Below are 13,768 nucleotides of genomic sequence, written 5' to 3' on the forward strand. Positions count from 1 at the left end.
TTAGTTGGTTTGATCAATAATGAAAAACTACTTTATGTATATACGGAACTTTGCCAGTAGCTAACTTCGAAGTTCAAATGAACTAGTGAATGCCAATTAATGGACTTCTTCGGTCTTCCGTCTTCGTTCTCCCAGCCCAAAATCAAGGGTATATTCGTCTACTGCCTGAATAGCGTATAATCAGAAACTACTTTTTAAGACTGATATATTTCAAAAACTCATTGCGGGATTGTTCATCAGATTCAAATTTCCCGGAGAAAAATGAGGTGACTGTAGAACTATTGGTATCATTTACACCGCGTGAACTGACACACATGTGATAGGCATCCATGATCACAGCTACATCCTCAGTACCCACCGCCTCTTTAAGTTCATTGCCAATCTGCATGGTCAATCGCTCCTGCACTTGTGGTCTTTTGGAATAGTATTGGACGATTCTGTTGATTTTAGAAAGTCCGATCACCTCTCCAGTTGAAATGTAGGCCACATGGGCTCTTCCATAGATCGGCACAAAATGGTGCTCGCAGTGAGAATAAAAGGTGATGTCTTTCTCCACCAGCATCTGATTGTACTTATATTTATTTTCGAAAAGCTTAGTAGCAGGCTTATTTTTAGGGTTCAGTCCACTGAAAACCTCTTTGACATACATCTTAGCCACTCGGTGGGGGGTACCTTTCAAACTGTCGTCACTGAGGTCCAAACCCATAATGTGCATTATTTCACGAAAGTGTTTTTCGATCAATTCGACCTTAAGGTCATCATCCATTTCAAAAGCATCTTCTCTCAAAGGTGTCTCAAGCGAAGTTCCAACATGTTCTTCTCCGAGGTCCTCGAAGGAAGTTCGGGAAATATTAATTCCCATCGTACTCAACAAAGTTTCTTTCTGTTTCATAAAGACGAATTGTCAATTCGAATTTCCGATCAATTTTTTCCCTCAAAATATTCCAAATAACCACTGCAATGTTTTCAGCAGATGGATTGAGATTTCTGAATTCATCGGTATCCAAGTTTAAATTTTTGTGGTCAAACCTATTTAATACATACTCTTTGATCATATCGCTGAGTACTTTCATGTCATAAACGTATCCGGTTCGGGAATCAATTTCCCCTTTCAACTGCACCACCAGGTCATAATTATGGCCATGATAATTGGAATTGTTGCATTTACCAAAGATGGCTTCATTCTCGGCTTGGGACCATAGCGGATTATTCAGGCGGTGGGCAGCGTTGAAATGTTCTTTACGATATACGGATACTTTCATTGAATTTAGAAACTGTAGGTATTTTATTTTTGTTTAATTATTTTGTTTTTTCTTTAAACAAATTTGCCAACACACTACAAGTCAATTTATTAATTTTCTGGACGTGAAATTAGGAATTTAAGACAAACTCCGAAAACCCCAATCTTTTGATCAGCCTAAAAACCGAATAATTAACCAAGAAGGTTCCATTCTTGGAAATAAGCCGAAGTGACAAAATCACCCACCTATTTTGTGGCAATGTTTTTGACAATGAGTTAAATAGCTTACATTTGATCATCACCCCAAAAGTTTCCCGCACTTTATGATTACTACAGGAATTTTAATTTCCTTGGTTTGGAATTTGACTTTTTCAAATCCAACCCAAAGCAATGCAGTCATTTTAACACCGCTTGAGAGCAACAATTCCCCCGAAGAAATCCTTCAATCTCTAGGGGAAAAATATAAACACACTCCCAACTACGAAGCGCTTAACTATGCCCTTGAAGGCTGGGAAAAGCTCGGCAAAGAGCTCAAAAAGCCCTTATTGACCGTGATTGATTTCACCCTACCTTCTACCGAAAAGCGACTTTGGGTCATCGATGTGGAGAAAAGGGAAATTCTTCTCAATTCAGTAGTTGCTCATGGAAGAAATACCGGAGAGCTTATGGCGAAGAGTTTTTCCAATACTCCTGAATCCTTTCAAAGTAGTCTTGGCTTCTTCAAAACAGCAGAGACGTATCAGGGAAAGCATGGCTACTCACTCCGGCTCGACGGGCTCGAAAAGGGGTTTAACGACCAGGCTAGAGCCCGGGCGATTGTGATTCATGGGGCTGACTATGCCAGTGAGGAATTTGCAAAATCTACCGGCAGACTGGGTAGAAGTCTGGGTTGCCCTGCACTTCCCCCGGACTTGTCCTCCAAAGTCATCGATCTGATCAAGGACGGCAGCTTACTTTTTATCTATGGCAACGATGAAAATTATCTAAAGCAATCCGCTTTAGTTCAACCCTGACTATTTTCTGAGTAGCGTTAAAATCTCCTCATCCCTATTGTAAATGTCCTGGCGGAAATTTGCCTGACCTTTAGCATCTGCCCAAAAGGTCAGATATACCAAAACCACCGATATTTTTCGATTGAGGTTGACGATCAGTTCCGACTTTCGATTCATAGCTTCCCGGATCTTTTCTTCAGTCCATCCTGGCATATCGCTCAGGAGAATTTTGGCAAATTCAGCTGGATTCTGAAGTCGGATACACCCATGGCTCAGTGCTCTGTCCTCCCGCTCGAAAAGGGACCTCGATGGCGTATCATGGATATAAACACTGTATTTGTTGGGAAACATGAATTTCACAAGGCCTAATGAATTACTTCCTCCAGGCCTTTGGCGAATCATATACGGAAATGATTTGTCTGACCAGTTGATCGAATTTGGATCGACTGATTTGCCTGAAAAGGTCACTACTTCCATATTTTTTTGGCTTAGATAATTTGGATTTTTCCGGATAGCAGGAATAATTTCATTTCGCGCGATAGAGGTGGGTATATTCCAGTAAGGACTGAAAACCAGGTAACTCATCGGTGCTGAAAAAATAGGAGAAGCATGATATCGCTGACCTACGATCACTTTGGATGAAAAAATTGTGTCCATTTTGTTGATGTAATCCAGTCTGAAGTTTGCAATGTTCACCAGGATGATTTCAGCTTCCTTTATCGTGTCCGGAAGCCATCTTAACCTTTCCAGATTGACCGAAGCCCGGCCGATGAGGTCCAAAGGAGAGTTGTTGATTCCCGCGATCGTGTTTTTACCCAAAGCTCCATCAGGTTCCATTCCGTTTTTTCGTTGGAATTCCTGAACACCTATGAATAGGGCAGAATCATACACTTTGGGATCTTCCGGTTCATATTGACCCATATACCCCCAAAATTGAAGTCGCTGTCGGATCACTGGAATCGAATTATTACTGCCCCCGACTTTTATGGTTTTGTCAATTTTGACAGGCTTCCAGCTCAGGGAATCTGACTTTCTTTTCTCATCCAATGCACGAATCACCTCACGCCCACGCTTGTATATCGTGAATTTGGGATAGAGTTGTTCGAGATTTCTTCTGATTTCACCTGCTTCCAAGGAAACAGAAAGCAATGCACTGTAATCTGCTTTTTGAGATTTGGGCGAAATCTCCCAGGTTGATTTGAGCTGTGCCGGATCCACTTTGCCCTGCTCCAGGTGTGCTGCAAGTTGGAAAAAACCATCACTCAGCAAGAGTTCCAAATCCACCAACTCTGCGGGATCATTGGCTTTACCATTTTTTTTGTTGATTTCAAAAGTTGCAAAAAAAGCATCGATCAACCCCAAATGATATGCTTGAGGATTCAATCCATCAAACTTTGACTGACGAATTTCAAACCTGAGCTCGTAGGCCAATTCAGTCAATATCCCATCGGATGACCATGCCTCGCGAAACGCCCTATTGGAATAAAAGGCATAGATCTCATCGGAAGTTTTCAGACTTTGATCTCGAATGGTCAGCGGCTGGCCCGGCTGGACTATCTCAAGCTTAATTCGGATTTGATCCCTGATTTCTCCTTGGGAAGAAAGGTCCTTCCCCAAAAGGAATAAAGGAAAAACCATGATCAGAAACAGCAAAATGAATTTTTGAATCATAAAAAACCTGACTGAGATATACAGTAAAGCTAAATTTTATCCCTTCAAAAACCCACTTTTAATTTCTGTGAACTACAGACCAACTACGCCGACCGACGTCTTTTCAACGCTGCCAATACTTCTTGGTCCCGATTGTAAATATCCGATCTGAAATGGGGTGCCCCATTGGAGTCTGCCCAGAAAGTGAGGTAAAATATCACGACCGGAATGTGCTTTTTCAACTGTACTATTTGCTCTTCTTTCTGATTCATGGCTGAGTCTATTTTTTCGGAAGTCCATGTGGGATCATCCTTCAACAGTAGCGCGGCAAATTTCGCAGGATCCTGGATTCGGATACAGCCATGGCTCAGCGCTCTGTTTTCCAGTTCAAACAGACTTCTGGCTGGCGTATCGTGAATGTAGATACTATGCTCGTTGGGAAACATAAATTTCACCAGTCCGAGCGAATTAGAACCACCTGGCTTTTGCCTGACCAAATAGGGAAAAGGATCCGTGGACCAGTCTTTGGGCTTGACATTCACTGGCTCACCGGAAGATGTGACCACCTCCATGTTTTTCTGAGCGAGGTAATTTGGATTTTTTCGCACGGCAGGCGCTATTTCTTCCTTGGTAATCGAGGCGGGAATGTTCCAATAAGGACTGAAGGCGATATAAGTCATCGGAGCGCTGAAAACCGGCGACTCGTTATATTCTTTACCCACGATCACTTTGGCGGTCAGGACAGTATCAAGCTTATTCAGGTAGTCCAGTTGAAAATTGGCCACATTCACCAGAATAAGTTCGGAGTCTCGCAGGGTATCGGATAGCCATCTTAATCGCTCCATATTTACCGCTGCAATATCCATCAGATTTGCAGGGGAATTATTCAGGCTTTCGGCCGTCAAATTCCCGATGGTCCCATCCGGCTCCATTCCATTGTTTCGCTGGTATTGTTTCAGACCCAGTTCCATCTGCTCGTCAAAGACCAATGGGTTCTTGAAATCATAAGGTTTCAGAAAACCCCAAAAAATCAATCTGTCCCTCAGACCGGGAATTGCCTCATGGGAGTCACCCATTTTCAGCGACTTTTCCAAACTGACGGTTTTCCATTCGAGTGTATCCACTTTCCGCTTTTCATCCAAATCACGGATTACTTCTCTCCCCTTTTTGTAGATTTTAAATTCAGGATAGAGGCTTTCCAGTCCTTCTTTGATCGATCCCCTGCGGATAGATTCATTCAAAAGCTCATTGTAATTGATACTGGGAGTATTTACACCGAGGTCCCAACCGGACTTAAGGGTACTGGGGTCTACTTTTCCGATTTCCAGATCTCTCGCAAGGGAGAAAAAGGCATCAGTCAGCATCAAGTCCAAATCCGCCAATTCGGCAAAGGGTTTGGATTTCAGCTTTCCTTTTTGATCTGAGATCGCTTGGAACAATACTTCAATTTCCGAAGCATGGTAATCCTCCGGGTCCAAACCATCATACCTTGACTCCGCAAGTTCGAATTTGAGTTCTTCCCCGAGTTTGGTCAGCTTGCCGTTTTGAGACCAGGCTTCCGCAAAGTCTCTTTCGGTATAAAAAATCCGAAGCTCTTCACTGGAATGAAGGAGCTTTTCTCCGATCCTTAGCTGCTCTTCGTCAGCTGCAAGCTCCAGCCTGTTTTGTAATTCCTCTGTTAAATCTGACTTTCTATTAAAAAGGGTGAACCAAAGCACACCCAAAATCACAATTACTCCTAAGCCAATGGCTACTATTTTTCTCATAGTTAAAACGGATGATTTTACTCCACTTGGAAGTCTTGATACTTCCTCCCCAAAAGCCATGCTTCTTTTAGCATTTTGAGAAAATCACCCATTCTATGAAGAGGGATTAAGTTGGGGCCATCGCTCAAAGCTTTTGCCGGCTCAGGATGAGTCTCTATAAAAAATCCGTCAATTCCCGTACTTGCGGCGGCTCTTGCCAGAATTGGGGCAAATTCTCGCTGTCCCCCACTGCTTCCGCCCTGTCCGCCGGGTTGCTGAACGGAGTGCGTGATATCAAAAACAACCGGGGCAAATTGCCGCATGATCGGCAGTCCACGCATGTCTACGACCAGATTGTGATAGCCTAGCGAAAAACCTCGCTCGGTCAGGCAGACATTTTCATTACCTGTTGATCTTACTTTGGAAACTGCATATTGCATATCTTCCGGGGCCATGAATTGTCCCCGCTTGATTTTAACTGCTTTTCCTGTTTGGCCTGCGGCCAAAAGCAAGTCCGTCTGCCGGCAAAGGAAGGCCGGAATCTGAAGCACATCGACCACCTCAGCTACCTCAGCAGCTTGATAGCTTTCATGGATATCTGTGACCAAAGGAATGTTTAGGACATTTCCGACTCGCTGCAGCACCTCCAGCGACTTGTCCATCCCGATACTCCGAAATGAGCCTGAAGAGGTCCGGTTTGCCTTGTCAAAAGATGCCTTGAAAACGTAAGAAAAGCCATGTTCCTCCGCCCAAGCTTTGACTTTGGTCCCGATTTCCAAACAAATATCATAACTCTCCACAGCACATGGCCCTGAGAAAAGCACTGGTTTATCTAATCCCAAGACTACACCCTCGCGGATGTGCATGGTTTGGTTGGTTCTGTTCATGATTCCTTTTTGGATAAGGTTTGGATAAGGGGAAGGAGCTGGCCGCGGGAATGCAGCAGGATATCGCCCACTTCCCTGAAGACGCCCTTTCCTCCATCATAGGGTGAAACATAGTGAGCGTAAATCTTCACATAAGGCAAGGCATCCGCAGGAGAAATAGCAAGACCAACATTGGCCAATATCGGCAAGTCAATCAGATCGTCACCAATGTAAGCTACTTCCTCCATATTTACTTCGATGATCTGAAGGATCTCGGCCAGTTTTTTTCCTTTGTCTTTGACTCCATGATAATGGAAATCAAACTTAAGTTCCTCACAGCGATTTTCCACTACCTGCGAAGCTCTGCCTGTAATCGCTCCAACGAGGATTTTGGCCTTTCGCAGGTGCTGAACAATCAGCCCGTCTTTGACATTGTACTTCTTATATTCCGCGCCAAGATCATCATAGATAATCCCTCCATCGGTCATCACACCATCTATATCAGTGATGAGCACTTTGATGGACTTAGCCCGCTCGAAAATTTCCACCGGGACATGCGAAAAGTATTCGCTTATTGCTTTTTCTGCTTCCATTGTACTGAGTAAAGATCCAACCTACGCTGTTCAAGATTTCGCACACTTCCCGCTTTCCTTTGCTTGGTAAGTAGATCGAGGTCTACATCGGCCACTATGATGGTTTCTTCATTTTCCGAGGCCTGTGCCACGATCGCATCATGAGGAAAGGAAAAATCGGAAGGAGAAAAAATAGCCGCTTGGGAATATTGGATATCCATGTTTTCCACTTTGGGTAGGTTTCCTACCGAACCGGTGATTGCGACATAACATTCATTTTCGATTGCACGCGATCTTGCACAGGTATTGACCCGAAGGAAAGCGTTTTTGGTATCTGTCCAGAATGGCACAAAAAGGATATCCATTTCCTGCTCGGCAAGAATTCTTCCCAGCTCTGGGAACTCAATATCATAGCAAATGAGAATGCCAATTCTACCGGCATCGGTATCAAAGACATGGATTCCATTTCCACCTTGAAGACCCCAGTATGCGGCTTCATCCGGGGTGATGTGAAGCTTGTATTGTTTATTCTGAGTACCATCCCGCCGACAGAGGTAGCTGACATTTCGAAGCTTTTTACCATCGTATTCCGGCATAGATCCTGCCACGATGTTCACATTGTAGGAGACTGCCAATTCACTCATCCGAGCAACAATCTCATCGGTGTAATCTGCCAGATTTCGGATAGCTTCGGAAGCTTCCATGTCATTGAATTCAGCTAGAAGTGGCGCATTAAAAAATTCGGGGAGAAGGCAGAAATCAGACTTGTATCCGGATACAGTATCCACAAAAAACTCTACCTGCTGCATCAGATCGTCAACATTGGAGAATCGACGCATTTTCCACTGAACTAAGCCAAGCCGAACGATTGACTTTTTATTACCGATAAGTTTTTCATCCTTTTCGTAATAGATATTGATCCACTCGAGCAGCGTAGCATAGGCCCGGGAGTCAGTATCCTCGGGTAGATATTTGGTAATCACCTTCCGAACGTGAAACTCATTGGCCAGCTGGAAGGAAAGTACAGGATCAAAAATCTCCCTGTTTTTCACCAGATCAATGTACTTACGCGGGGTCATTTCATCTGCGTATTTGGAATAACCCGGAATTCGACCTCCAGCGATGATTGATCTTAGATTTAGATTTTCGCAGAGTTCTTTTCTTGCATCATAGAGTCTTCTTCCGAGTCGCATGCCCCGGTAGTCTGCGTGGACAAAAACATCTGTCCCATAAAGGGTATCCCCGTCATCATCATGGGTATCAAATTTTCCAAATCCAGTGATCTGATCATACGTGTGATTGTCTCCAAACTTGGAATAATCAACCACGATGCTGAGTGCTGCAGCAATGACCACCCCATTATCTTCGATGCAAATCTGGCCTTCCGGAAAAGCTTTAAGTTGGTTTTTAAGCTCAGCTTTAGTCCAAGCTCCACCTTGATTTTTATAGATCGAAACCATAATCTCCCGAATATCCTCATAGTCTGAGAGTTTGATATTCCGGAGCTTCAGGCGGTGTTCTAATTCTTCTCTTTGCTTACTCATAACTTCAAAATTAAAAATATTCAATCAATTATTTCAAAACTGATCGTTAGGATCATGCAAATCAAAAGATTCTACCGATTTGAAATTGATTCAAAAACAAAATTGGTTTTAACTGTTTTGTTTAAATAGCTTAAAGGTAAAAATTGGGCAATCGTCTGTATTCTCCTAGAAGAAATTGAAATGGAAGGAAATGGAAGCTTTTGGAAATGGCTTGAGGCCATATTAAACGAAAACCTCATCAGTCTTGGAGATTCCAAGCTGACTGTTGGGCTTATCCTCACCCTGATTCTATCATTTATTGCTTTATTTGTTATATCTGAATGGGTCAGAAGATTCTTGGTGCGTCAGGTTTTAAAGAAAAGCCAAATCGCAAGGGGCACCAAAGAATCAATCGGGACCATGGTCAAGTACTTGATCATTTTGGGAGGATTTTTCTCTATTCTTCAAACCAATGGAATCGATCTCAGTGCCTTTGGTATATTGGCTGGGGCGATCGGGGTGGGTATTGGTTTTGGCTTGCAGAACATCACCAACAATTTTATCAGCGGACTGATTATACTTTTTGAACAACCAATAAAAGTCGGAGACCGGATCGAGGTTGGGGATGTCTCGGGCGATGTGATTCAAATCAACGCTAGAGCAACTACTGTGGTGACCAATGACAATATCAGTGTAATTGTCCCAAACAGTCAATTTATCGATAGTCCAGTCATCAATTGGTCACACAATGAACACCGAATCCGATTTAATTTTCCCGTTGGGGTTTCTTATAAAGAAGATCCTGAGAAAGTTAAACGAATCCTTATAGAAGTTGCTAAAGCCAATCCGGGAATTTTACCCAACCCTGAGGCAGACGTATTGTTTGACAGTTATGGAGATAATAGCCTGAATTTCAATTTGAGGGTATGGACCAGTGAATACGTCAATAAACCGAAAGTGCTTAGAAGCCAACTTTACTATGCTATCTTTAAGCGATTTTCAGAGGAAAAAATTGAAATTCCCTTTCCGCAGCGTGATTTGCATTTGAAATCAGGGTTTGAAAAATTGGGAATTTAATCTAAATTTCTGCCTAGCAATTAATTAGCCGGATTGCTATCCAATTACAAATGAAAAGATTACTACTTATTTTATTTCTTTTCTCTACTTTTTCTGCTTTTTCCCAGAGCTTTTATCGCTACCGGTTTGAAGAACCGTGGTCTATTTCAGCCAGCCTCGGACCGACACAATATTTTGGAGAACTCTACTCTTTTTGGAAATATAATGAGGGAATACAGCCTGACTGGCATGCTAATTTTTCAGTCAATTATATTTTTGGCACTCACCTAAAAGCAAGACTGGAGGGTACTTACTACAAAATGTCAGGTTCAGATCCTCCCTCTGATCCAAGAGCCTATCGCACGCCCCGAAATTTGAGCTTCAAAACTTCTAATATTGAGGTAGCCACACTAATAGAATATTATTGGCATCCGGTGAAAGTGAATAACATCACGCGCCACCTTTGGAATCCCTACATCTTTGCGGGTATTGGAATGTCGACCAATAATCCAAAAGCAGAACTCAATGGCACTTGGGTAGACCTTCGTCCGCTCCAGCTCGAAAACAACCCCTACAATGATAAAATTGTAGTCTTCCCTATGGGATTGGGTTTCAAATACAAACTCAATGTCTATATGGACATGAAGGTGGAGGGGAATTATAGATTTACGCTCACGGATTATATGGACGATATATCCGCCTACAACATTAGCGAATTCTATCTTGATTTAGTCGATGATTATGTCACAGGAAATAATCCAGATCGACTTAGACTAGCGATCAGGAATCCTGATTTCGTTTTGGACAATGGAGAGCCTGACGTCGATGCAATTCTGAGAAACAAAGGCAGAATACGTCGAGGATCTGGACTTACCCATCGCTATGATGGCTACCTGACCATCAGCGTCGGACTGGAAATTTACCTATCGCCTGATATCTGGGATAACTGGATTTTCAGAGACCGAATCTACGAGAAGCGGTTCAGATTCTGGTAATCATGCCTTGATGCTCAATACCCCAAGGTCTGATTTGAATATCAGGGTCTCGGTGGTACCTATTACATACATTGCCGAATGGCTACGCTCTCCGGATACTACGCCCACGAGCTGAATCCCATTTTTTTCACAAAACTCCCGGATACCTTGCTCGGCATCGTTATGATTAAATACATGACGGTGGATCACAAACTGCTCATGCCCTTTTCCGAATTCTGCCATCTCCATATCCGATTGGGATGAGTTGGTAAAATGATCAGGTGTATTTACATAGAGCAAATGGATGGAAGTTTTAAAGAGTTTTGCAAGAGGAAGTATTTTTTCAAAAGCAACTTTACCGGATTTATTGAAAACAGTGGCAAAGGCAATTTTCCGAAAGGCATTTCCGTCGAGTGCATTTTTCACAGCCAATATGGGGCATGATGCCAATCTAAGGACTTTTTGAAGTGTGGACCCTACAAAATTCCCCTCTACGTAGCCTTTACCGTAAGCTCCAATGATGATCATGTCCGCAAAAGACTTTTCCGCTACCCGAAGGATTTGCTCGTAAGGAACTCCGATTTTTACAACTTGCGCTATTTGAACCTTTGCCGGCGCTACGGACTTGATGTATCCTGGCAAAACTTCCATAGCTTCCTGCCGCTCCTCCATCAATTGAGGGTACTTTAATTTGGCTTCTTCTGGCAGTAAATCCCAATCTATTTCAGAAGGAATCACAGTAACGCATATAATTTTTGCCTGATTTTTAGCACAGATCCGCTGTGCAGTCTGAAGTGCAGCCAGTGAATACGTGGAGAAGTCAAAAGGAACTAAGATAGTTTTCATAAGGATCGGCTTATTGTTAGAACCTAAATTTCTGACAAATCGGCCTCAAATCACTTGTGAAAAATCAGTGAAAAACCTGATAAAAATTAGGAATTAGAACTTTGATCAAAGCATACGCTCCATCGTTAAATATTTTGTCACCCAGGACTTATTGATGGATTCAAAATAAGGCCGATACTCACTGAAAGGTATTATTTGAATAGGACCAGCATTGGGTATGATGAATCAACAGGAAATAGACACCACGAAATTGTGTAGAAAAGCCCAAAAACAGAATCAAAATAAGTAAAAACCCATAAAATTCTACGGATGATATCTCACTTCTGAAACCAACGGGATCTAACTTTCCTTACCCATCTCCAAAAACAATGAAAGCCTTAGATTCCCTAATTCTTGCCGCTGTATTGTTGATAAGTTGTCCGCTTTTGGCTCAAAAAAAAGAAAAAGAGAAGGAAACGATACACCTGAGTCAGGAGCTCTCCGATAATTCAACTCCTATTAAAGTGAAATTCGGGACAAATATCACCAAGCCCAATATGAGCGCCGGGACCTATCGAATCATTGAGGCAAAGGATAAATGGCCAAAGAATAAATTCAAATCAAATTTTTGGGGAACAAAATCTTCGATGAATGTTCAGGACGATTTTTCATTTATTGTGGAGAATAGTCAGGGAGAGACTAGTCTGATCGAGTACCTAATGAAAGTATCTAAAGAGGAAAAATCATCCTTTCCGATCGGAGAATTTTATTTTGGGGAGGATGAGGTATTAGCCTATGAAGCGGCAATTTCCATTTTGGCTTATTCGATTGAAGATGAAGACCCTTGGCTCTACATTGACGCCACCACATTGAACGAAAGTGGAGAATACGTCCGCAAGTGGGGGATAAGCTCAAAGGATAAAATGCTTAGGATTGAAGAAACGGATTCAAATTTGGCAGGGAGAAGGCAACGAGAATTCCCTGCCTATGGCTGGGAGGTTTTTGACGAAAATACCGGAATCGCCGCTATTCAGTTCAAAGGACCTGGAGTCATGGGTGCTAACCAATATCAAATTTGGCTAAAAGATGGGCTGGAAGAAGAAGTAAAACTAAAACTCACAGGGATTTTTATGGCGATAATTCACCACTCACTTAAGAATATGATATATTAGAGCGATAGAATTCCTCTCAAAAAAATGAAAAAACACTTCAAATTAACGGCAGTGCTGACCTTTGTCTTTGGTTCTTTTACACTTTTCGCACAAAGTCCTGAAGAAAAAATCAAACAACTTGGCTTAGCCATCCCTGAGGTAAGTCAGCCGATAGCAAATTATGTCAAATGGAGACAAGTGGGCAACTTACTCTATCTTTCCGGAACAGGACCAAAAATTTATGGCAAAGTCGGTGCAGACCTGAGCACGGAGCAGGGATACGAAGCCGCCAGAGCTACCGGGTTGGAAATCATTGCCGTGCTCAAAGCGGCAACTGGTGATCTGAGCCGTATGAAGCAATTTGTAAAAGTATTGGGCATGGTGAATGCCACTCCGGAGTTCACCGCTCAGCCCGCTGTAATTAATGGCTTCTCCGACCTGATGGTAGAAGTATTTGGAGAAAAAGGGAAGCACGCCCGATCGGCAGTGGGCATGGGTTCGCTACCAAATAACATGGCTGTGGAGATTGAGGTAATTGTAGAATTGGAGGACCAGTAGATAGAGGTCAGTTTCAGTTGGAAGGTGGAAGACTAGTAAGTGGTGAAGGGTAAGTAGTGAGTTTTCAGTTTTTCGCCATCTCTTGGTCTTGCATCTAACTTCTTATATCTAAATCCCTAAAACAAACTTCCCTGAAAAGCATGGCCTTCCAGCTCGAGGAGAGCTTTTTTCTTATCTAAGCCTCCTGCATATCCGGTAAGACTTCCATCACTTCCCAGCACGCGATGACAGGGCAGCACGACTAAAATAGGATTGGCACCGATGGCTGCACCCACCGCCCGAATCGCACCGGGATTTCCAAGCTTCTGGGAAATCTTCATATAAGTGGTCGTCTGACCGAGGGGTACCTGATTCATTGCGAGCCAGACTTTTCGCTGAAAATCCGTCCCTCCCAGCCCGATTGGCATGTCAAACGTTTTTCTTTTACCTGCAAAATATTCTTCAAGTTGCTGCTTGGTACTCAAAAGTACCTGATCCAAAATCTCCCCATCAGTATCCTCCTCGGTAAACTTCAACTCCGAAAGACACCCTTCGCGGGAGCTGATTCGGATATTACCTAGTGGGGAGGAAATGATGGGCATGTGGGAAATGGTTATTGGTATAGGGTTAATTGAGT

At 42.9% G+C, this 13,768-nt stretch carries 14 protein-coding genes; 5 read left to right on the top strand and 9 right to left on the bottom strand.

The window, feature by feature from the left end:
- Positions 1-187: 187 nt before the first annotated feature.
- Both folE and C4S61_RS10805 read right to left on the bottom strand, forming a co-directional pair.
- Positions 188-892, bottom strand: a complete 705-nt coding sequence (gene folE / locus C4S61_RS10800) for a GTP cyclohydrolase I FolE (RefSeq protein WP_103924815.1) — start codon at positions 890-892, stop codon at positions 188-190.
- Positions 852-1,262: a 6-pyruvoyl trahydropterin synthase family protein gene (locus tag C4S61_RS10805; protein ID WP_103924816.1), complete on the bottom strand. Its 411-nt coding sequence runs from the start codon at positions 1,260-1,262 to the stop codon at positions 852-854. The genes folE and C4S61_RS10805 overlap by 41 nt, the downstream gene beginning before the upstream one ends.
- A gap of 301 nt (positions 1,263-1,563) precedes the next feature.
- Between C4S61_RS10805 and C4S61_RS10810 the strand changes: the two genes are divergently transcribed.
- On the top strand, positions 1,564-2,253 hold the full coding sequence (locus tag C4S61_RS10810) for a murein L,D-transpeptidase catalytic domain family protein (RefSeq protein WP_103924817.1): 690 nt from the start codon (positions 1,564-1,566) through the stop codon (positions 2,251-2,253).
- Here C4S61_RS10810 and C4S61_RS10815 read toward each other — a convergent pair whose 3' ends face one another.
- The 5 genes from C4S61_RS10815 to C4S61_RS10835 all read right to left on the bottom strand — a co-directional run bounded on the left by C4S61_RS10815 (position 2,254) and on the right by C4S61_RS10835 (position 8,609).
- Positions 2,254-3,903, bottom strand: coding sequence for a L,D-transpeptidase family protein (locus tag C4S61_RS10815; protein ID WP_103924818.1), 1,650 nt, complete (start codon positions 3,901-3,903; stop codon positions 2,254-2,256).
- A gap of 83 nt (positions 3,904-3,986) precedes the next feature.
- On the bottom strand, positions 3,987-5,648 hold the full coding sequence (locus C4S61_RS10820) for a L,D-transpeptidase family protein (protein WP_160111228.1): 1,662 nt from the start codon (positions 5,646-5,648) through the stop codon (positions 3,987-3,989).
- Between the two features lie 17 nt (positions 5,649-5,665).
- Complete coding sequence (kdsA, locus tag C4S61_RS10825) at positions 5,666-6,514, bottom strand: 3-deoxy-8-phosphooctulonate synthase (RefSeq protein WP_103924820.1); 849 nt, start codon at positions 6,512-6,514, stop codon at positions 5,666-5,668.
- Positions 6,511-7,086 (bottom strand): KdsC family phosphatase, encoded by a 576-nt coding sequence (locus C4S61_RS10830; RefSeq protein WP_103924821.1) that lies wholly within the window; start codon positions 7,084-7,086, stop codon positions 6,511-6,513. The genes kdsA and C4S61_RS10830 overlap by 4 nt, the downstream gene beginning before the upstream one ends.
- Positions 7,065-8,609 carry a bifunctional GNAT family N-acetyltransferase/carbon-nitrogen hydrolase family protein gene (locus tag C4S61_RS10835; protein ID WP_103924822.1) on the bottom strand — a complete coding sequence of 515 codons (1,545 nt, stop codon included), beginning with the start codon at positions 8,607-8,609 and terminating at the stop codon, positions 7,065-7,067. The genes C4S61_RS10830 and C4S61_RS10835 overlap by 22 nt, the downstream gene beginning before the upstream one ends.
- A gap of 180 nt (positions 8,610-8,789) precedes the next feature.
- Here C4S61_RS10835 and C4S61_RS10840 point away from each other — a divergent pair, with 180 nt between their 5' ends.
- Together C4S61_RS10840 and C4S61_RS10845 are read left to right on the top strand one after the other, a co-directional pair.
- A complete protein-coding gene (locus C4S61_RS10840) occupies positions 8,790-9,665 on the top strand; it encodes a mechanosensitive ion channel family protein (RefSeq protein WP_103924823.1) in 876 nt (291 codons plus the stop codon).
- Positions 9,666-9,715: 50 nt separating this feature from the next.
- Positions 9,716-10,639: an outer membrane beta-barrel protein gene (locus C4S61_RS10845; protein WP_103924824.1), complete on the top strand. Its 924-nt coding sequence runs from the start codon at positions 9,716-9,718 to the stop codon at positions 10,637-10,639.
- Here C4S61_RS10845 and C4S61_RS10850 read toward each other — a convergent pair whose 3' ends face one another.
- Positions 10,640-11,464, bottom strand: a complete 825-nt coding sequence (locus C4S61_RS10850; RefSeq protein WP_103924825.1) for a universal stress protein — start codon at positions 11,462-11,464, stop codon at positions 10,640-10,642.
- Positions 11,465-11,832: 368 nt separating this feature from the next.
- On the opposite strand from C4S61_RS10850, the gene C4S61_RS10855 reads away from it, so the two are divergent.
- Both C4S61_RS10855 and C4S61_RS10860 read left to right on the top strand, forming a co-directional pair.
- On the top strand, positions 11,833-12,615 hold the full coding sequence (locus tag C4S61_RS10855) for a hypothetical protein (RefSeq protein ID WP_103924826.1): 783 nt from the start codon (positions 11,833-11,835) through the stop codon (positions 12,613-12,615).
- A gap of 24 nt (positions 12,616-12,639) precedes the next feature.
- Complete coding sequence (locus C4S61_RS10860) at positions 12,640-13,152, top strand: RidA family protein (RefSeq protein ID WP_103924827.1); 513 nt, start codon at positions 12,640-12,642, stop codon at positions 13,150-13,152.
- Between the two features lie 116 nt (positions 13,153-13,268).
- Here the strand turns inward: C4S61_RS10860 and C4S61_RS10865 are convergent, their stop codons facing one another.
- Complete coding sequence (locus C4S61_RS10865) at positions 13,269-13,733, bottom strand: methylated-DNA--[protein]-cysteine S-methyltransferase (protein WP_103924828.1); 465 nt, start codon at positions 13,731-13,733, stop codon at positions 13,269-13,271.
- Positions 13,734-13,768: the final 35 nt, after the last annotated feature.

The organism is Algoriphagus boritolerans DSM 17298 = JCM 18970 (genome assembly GCF_900108085.1).
GTDB classification, from domain to species: Bacteria; Bacteroidota; Bacteroidia; order Cytophagales; family Cyclobacteriaceae; genus Algoriphagus; species Algoriphagus boritolerans.

Coding starts and splice junctions, on each gene's coding strand:
- C4S61_RS10845 (WP_103924824.1), top strand. CDS start 9,716: ATGAAAAGATTACTACTTATTTTATTTCTTTTCTCTACTTTTTCTGCT.
- C4S61_RS10835 (WP_103924822.1), bottom strand. CDS start 8,609: ATGAGTAAGCAAAGAGAAGAATTAGAACACCGCCTGAAGCTCCGGAAT.
- C4S61_RS10865 (WP_103924828.1), bottom strand. CDS start 13,733: ATGCCCATCATTTCCTCCCCACTAGGTAATATCCGAATCAGCTCCCGC.
- kdsA (WP_103924820.1), bottom strand. CDS start 6,514: ATGAACAGAACCAACCAAACCATGCACATCCGCGAGGGTGTAGTCTTG.
- C4S61_RS10840 (WP_103924823.1), top strand. CDS start 8,790: ATGGAAGGAAATGGAAGCTTTTGGAAATGGCTTGAGGCCATATTAAAC.
- C4S61_RS10850 (WP_103924825.1), bottom strand. CDS start 11,464: ATGAAAACTATCTTAGTTCCTTTTGACTTCTCCACGTATTCACTGGCT.
- C4S61_RS10860 (WP_103924827.1), top strand. CDS start 12,640: ATGAAAAAACACTTCAAATTAACGGCAGTGCTGACCTTTGTCTTTGGT.
- C4S61_RS10820 (WP_160111228.1), bottom strand. CDS start 5,648: ATGAGAAAAATAGTAGCCATTGGCTTAGGAGTAATTGTGATTTTGGGT.
- folE (WP_103924815.1), bottom strand. CDS start 892: ATGAAACAGAAAGAAACTTTGTTGAGTACGATGGGAATTAATATTTCC.
- C4S61_RS10815 (WP_103924818.1), bottom strand. CDS start 3,903: ATGATTCAAAAATTCATTTTGCTGTTTCTGATCATGGTTTTTCCTTTA.
- C4S61_RS10830 (WP_103924821.1), bottom strand. CDS start 7,086: ATGGAAGCAGAAAAAGCAATAAGCGAATACTTTTCGCATGTCCCGGTG.
- C4S61_RS10810 (WP_103924817.1), top strand. CDS start 1,564: ATGATTACTACAGGAATTTTAATTTCCTTGGTTTGGAATTTGACTTTT.
- C4S61_RS10855 (WP_103924826.1), top strand. CDS start 11,833: ATGAAAGCCTTAGATTCCCTAATTCTTGCCGCTGTATTGTTGATAAGT.
- C4S61_RS10805 (WP_103924816.1), bottom strand. CDS start 1,262: ATGAAAGTATCCGTATATCGTAAAGAACATTTCAACGCTGCCCACCGC.